We start from the raw sequence: 5,794 nt of genomic DNA on the forward strand, positions 1-5,794 counted from the left end.
TTACAAACGCCATGACAGGAATCGACGTAACAATCCAAACCCAAAGTATGCTGGTGTTGTTCGGAGCCTTCGTTACCGCCACCAGAACCAGAAGACAGAGGGCTGGTAGAATAACCGTTAAGTTGGGTGGAGGTAGCTCCTGAGGCTTGCTGACTGGATGATGATGGCTGCTGGTTTTGTTGGCCGTATTGTTGGTCATTTCCGGGGAGCATCATAGAGGTGATCGCAAACGGCTCATCCTGACTGACCACCAGTTGTTCTATCGGGTTAAACAGCAGTGAATCGGGTTTCCAATAGCTTTTCAAAAGTAAACCAATAAGGACAAACACTTCTAAAGGTAGCCATGAAATCGGCTTGACGCCCAGAGCGGCGTCATGGATGGTAAAGACACGTTCGTAAGCAAGCACCAGATTCGTAGCGTAAAGCCATTGCACTGAAATGAACTTGGTAAGGGCCGCCTTTAACTCATAACCGCTAAGTCTATGTCGTTTATCAGAAGACAGAAAATTTGACCCGGGATAGCCATCTTTGTCAGCGATGTCTGAAGGGATATGCGGCAGTGTATTGAGATCACTCTTTATAGAAAAGCCCTGGTTTGAAAAGCCTGCATCCTGTTGAGAATCGACAACAAAACGCATTGTCAACACTTCGGCTTGGCAGAAGACAGATATTATCGCTAGCAGTGTCGCAAAGAATGAGTTTCTCATTATTCCATCTCTACGCTCTAATTTATAAAGAAAAAAATAGATCGGGAAAGTGATAAATCAAAAAAACGGTTTTTTTGTCAAAAACCAAAGGTTGCATCAGATAAAAATGCGTCGGGAAGAAGATGCCAGAATACGCAGAACTATTAAAACCGAAGACTTATTTAATGAACTCTATTATGCTCCTGATGCTCCCGACTACCAGTCTGCAAAAAGTGAATATGAGGGACATATTTTGCCATATCAGTGCAACCTTTTGTTATAGACAGCAAGACACGCATATTTTCTTGATTTGCTACTTCCCTGATCTACCTTTCCCGACTACGAATCTGGTAATGCATGGATCGAATAATGAAACAATCGTTCTTTGCGGCGCGGCTGTTGCTGCTTCTGTCTATATCTGTCATCTGTCAGGCAGAATCGTTGACAAGGCGTTTTGTTATGGAGCATCAACAGACCTATCAGAGCTTTTTTGTTAAGCACGACCTGAATACATTGTTGGACAATCCGAAGTACCTTACCGACACAAACGATTATGCAGGTTTTTTGCCGCCTGATGACACACCACTCAGACTTGGCGGTTACGGGTTAACAACGACCTTTACTGAGTCTATTTCATGGCAGTTGCTTCGCGTCACCAATCTGCTGATTGCTTACGAACTGATCCTGACTACCCATGGTGCCGCTCTTGGCGGCAAACCTTATTCATGGGTACCTGAAGAGGCGTTTGTCGCTGTCGGCTGGTTTTTAGAACACTATTGGAATCCCGATTCACTGCTGTTTAACCCAAGAGATCAACTGGAGGTAAGTCAGGATGACCCGTTTACGATCACCACAACGACGCTTCCTGAACAAAACCAACGACACTGCAACCTAAAGCAAAGTGACCAACAAAAGCCGCCATCACAATCATCCGGTCAGCAAGCCTCTGGGATAACCACTCATGCTACAGGCTCTTTCAACAGTCTCCTGTCGTCTGGCTCTGGTGGCGGTAACGAAGGCCCCGAACAAGACCAACATACTCTGGGTTTAGCGTGTTACGCCGATTCCTGTCACGGCGTTTGTGAACTCCGAAAAGCACCCAATAGAAGTGAGTTCGCTGAAGGGGCACTGATTTCCGCAGAAAAATCGTTAGGCCGCGCTCATTATGCAATGACAGAAATACAACCCCTTCCATCACAGGCCCATCAGGCTGACGCAAAAGTAGCGTACAAAACCAGAGTCTTTGTGTCACGAATCATAAAGCAAATGAATTGGTTAATGACTATTCTCATTGAAAATGATGTGCATTCCAAAGCAGAATCTCCTTCTCCGGATATCCAGGTATTCAGGAATGCCATCGAGTTACTTGAACATCTTGAACCTTCCGATATTTCAAAAATTTCACAACCGTTTAGTGTCCGTCCAGAGTGTGATGGCAGTGTTACCGGTTATCATCGCATCTACTATAGAGGCAAGATGATATTCACAATAATTGGCACTGCAAAAAAAACAAGCTACGAATCTTCACTGACATGTGGTTTTTTGGGAAGTATTAAAACCGAAGACTTGTTTAATGAACTCTATTATGCTCCTGGTGCTCCCGGTTACCAATTGGCAAAGAGTGAATTTGAGGAACAAAGGAAAAAATAGAGTGTTTTAGGGCGTACCAAGAGACTGTTGATAAATGCAGCCCTTCTCTGACTCGTTCCCAAACTGAGACCCGCAGTGCCTAAAAGCTTGGGAACCAGGATTATGCAACACCCTCTCTAAAGCAAGAATTATCTCCTCTTATACTCTGGCTGCTCCGGGAAATCCTCTTCAGGCAGCAAAAGATTATCGCCATTGGTAAGGCCATAGTTTTTAACTTCCACAAAAGACCCGTTCGAGTCCATGAATGAAAGAGTGGCTTTAACAATGCTATTATGAACTTGCATGTCATTGGGCAGCAGATCCGGATCGATTATAGCCAAAGGCATAGGAACAAAACTGGACATATGAGTGCCATAACCATAACGGGAAGCGCCACGGATGGTGGTAACGCTCTTTTCACCATTTTCACCACCAACCAGCAGATCCAAACCTAATGTTCTGATCAGAGGATCTGTACCACCCAGAGGCATTTCATCCGCTTGGTTTACAATCACAAAGTCACCCGGATTGTATTCATTACCCTCTGTCGCCAGAGCAATAGCAAGACCCGCTATATTCAAATCGTTTGAACCGTCTCCGACCGCTTCACTCAACAGAATGGGCTCATCGGGATATTGAGCCAGCACCCTGGCATAACTGATCGGATCGGAAGGATCAATAATGGCCTGATAAGCAATCTCGGCAGGGCTTTCGTAGGCTACCCAGATTTGCTCTTCAAATTCAGCAAAGTCAGCTGGTGATGAGTTACCCATGGCAGCACTGGCTGCCAGCACGTCATCGGCCAATTGACGTATTTCCTCATCAGTAATCTGATCGGTCCGGGTCAGATCGACACCTTCCAAGCCATCGCGATACTCATCGGTTTTATCGAGAGCCGCCACTTTTTCATCTTTAGAAAGCTCTGTTACAGGATTATATAAACCCAGTTTTTCAGCCATAAATAAACGGAAAGCAGCAGAGTGCAGAACGTCTTCTTGCAATTCGGGAAATAGAACAGGAGACTGCATCAGAACGGTGGCTACACCAGCACCGGGTACATTCACCGTTGTTGTCTTCAGATCCAGTTGCTCTTTATAAGCGGGTATATTCTCCTGAGCATCTCTGATCATTCCAGAGATAATAGTGCTGTGAATTCCTCCCAGCGAACTCCCTAACATATGTACATTCCCGGTATCAAGAAGCGTATTACCCTGATCGTCTCCCACACCATTGGCAATAGCCATGCGAATGCCGACATAATCCAGAGCCACCTGCCACATAAAGCCACGGGTGGTTAACAGATTTTCAGGACTGGCATAATCAGTCCGACGAACCGAAGCATCCAGATCAGCGACACCGTCGCCATCAATATCTACTACTCTGTCACCGTGCAGAGGATGGTCGATGGCAACCACAGCATAACCGGATCCAACCAGTTGTTCAGCAAACAGCTCAGCCTCATCTTTTGAACTACCGAAGCCGTGGCTATGCATAACCACTTTAAATCCGTCAGCGGGAACTGCACCAGAAGGCAGATAGATTCTGGCATTTATGGCATTTTGATCCGGCTCTTTAAACACTCGGATATCAGAAGCATTGCTGGCATTGATAGGCGTACCGTCGTTTGTTTGGAAATAACTGAAAGCGCCTGAGCAGAATACCTGTGGTGCCACCCTGTACTCATTGAAGTTCTCAGGATGACTGTCATGGCTGCCACCTTCCTGCATACTGTCAACATATTCATTGTAATCGCAGTTCTGCCCCATCTCAGGTGTGTCCAGATAGGCCGGCAAGTTGATGGTCGCAGAGAAAACCCGGTATTCAGGCGTTTCTGTCGAATCTGGTTCTGGAATGGACACGCCTTCCTTCTTCAGCAGATCAGAAAACCCTGCAACAAGCGTATTTTTCTGATCTGATGGAACAGCCTCTGGTACTAAATTTGTGATCTTGGTGTCTGATGAGTACTCATTAAGGTAGTTTTCAACAACAGGTCGAATCACACTAACATTAGTGCCCGTAGTAAAATCAGCCGCATATATAATACTGTTGTCAGAAATACCAGCCCCTGCCAACCGATCAATCACATCCTGCAAATGCAGCCCCATTTCATCATTACTGCTTAAGAGCTGCTTATAGGCAGATGAAGCCTGCAAAGATTGACCATGAACATCCTTAACTCCCGTTGTCAGAGTGACAAAATAGCGGGTATCTTCATCAAAAGGCTTCAGAGGCTCAATATTAATAGTGCCCGCTTTTGCCAGAATCGCTCGAAAATCTTCATTCCAAATAAGACTTTCAAGCGTGCCGTCAGCGTTTTCACGGAACATTTTAATGCTTCCCTGAAACGTAGCCGGATCAATGCCGGGTGAGCCCCCGGATTCTTCCGGAGCCTTGACAAATTCCAGAACCATTGGAACCGATGTACCCCACTGCTGAGTGCCATAGTAGTTCCAAAAGGTATTAGGGCTATCACCCGGAGTATCAGCCCAATCTGTCTCTCCGGGTACTTTCAGTGTGCCATCTTCATCGAGCCCAACAATATCGTTGGGGTAAGGAATAACACCATTGGCTGGATCAAACTTCAACGTCTGGGGTTGCAGGGTAACTTCATCAACATCGTCGTTTAGAACATCATCACAACCTGCCAGCAACATAGCAGGTAGAGTCAATGCAATCGCTTTGGCTAAACGTGTGTACTGCATCATTTTTCCTTGTAATTATTTTTCATCACTCTCGGTGAAGGGTATTTAAATAAGCTTATTAACAAGAAATTTTGATCTCAGTTCGCCCAAAACTATTCGCACTTTTATCTGTGCAGTAAGCAAACCAGCAGGCGCTACAACAAGATCAATTGACAGCAGAAAGGATATTGAATTAAAACAATCGACTTAACCCGAAAGACCATGAAAACACCAATTCATTGATGCAGGTCACCTTATTAAAGGGCTTCGGTTTTCTTTTGTTACTCAATATTTCATTCTATTAACAAAACAACCCCACTAAATAAGAAGCTAAATATCCTGCATTGATGCTATTAAATCAAAAACATGAATCTGATGAATGATAAAAACGTGATTCAATTCGTTTCCACGCTCCAGAGGCTACCGCAGAAGTGCCCCCCTTCACCGATGCAGCGTTAACAAGTGGCCTGGCTTTACCTGCTGCTTTTGCAACAACCTCTTTGCCTGGGAATGTATACACAACGAAAAATGATCTGTGCAACTTGAGAAAACGTCTGGATTTCAACACTGAAGCATGTGAACGCAGATATTTACGACACCCTATTTCGTGAGGTGATCTATCCTTCCTCTCTGTAGACCAGATAGCAAGGACAGAATGATTAGACACTCACTCTTTGTAGCACCGCTGTTGCTGTTCCTGTTATTGTCAGTCATCTGCCAGGCTAAGCCGTTGACAAGACGTTTTGTTGTCGAACTTGAACAGCATGCAGGTTTTACAAACCAGAACTTTTCTACAAA

General features: G+C 45.0%; 3 protein-coding genes. 1 reads left to right on the forward strand and 2 read right to left on the reverse strand.

The window, feature by feature from the left end:
- A partial coding sequence (locus KDK19_RS16745; protein WP_257292410.1) for a hypothetical protein occupies nt 1-707 on the reverse strand: 707 nt, incomplete at its 3' end.
- Nucleotides 708-1,055: 348 nt separating this feature from the next.
- On the opposite strand from KDK19_RS16745, the gene KDK19_RS16750 reads away from it, so the two are divergent.
- Nucleotides 1,056-2,336 carry a hypothetical protein gene (locus tag KDK19_RS16750; RefSeq protein ID WP_257292411.1) on the forward strand — a complete coding sequence of 427 codons (1,281 nt, stop codon included), beginning with the start codon at nt 1,056-1,058 and terminating at the stop codon, nt 2,334-2,336.
- A 128-nt stretch (nt 2,337-2,464) separates the two neighbouring features.
- On the opposite strand, the gene KDK19_RS16755 is transcribed toward KDK19_RS16750, so the two are convergent.
- Nucleotides 2,465-5,020, reverse strand: coding sequence for a hypothetical protein (locus tag KDK19_RS16755; RefSeq protein WP_257279921.1), 2,556 nt, complete (start codon nt 5,018-5,020; stop codon nt 2,465-2,467).
- Nucleotides 5,021-5,794: the final 774 nt, after the last annotated feature.

It is taken from the genome of Endozoicomonas sp. ONNA1 (genome assembly GCF_024606325.1).
Classification (GTDB): domain Bacteria; phylum Pseudomonadota; class Gammaproteobacteria; order Pseudomonadales; family Endozoicomonadaceae; genus Endozoicomonas_A.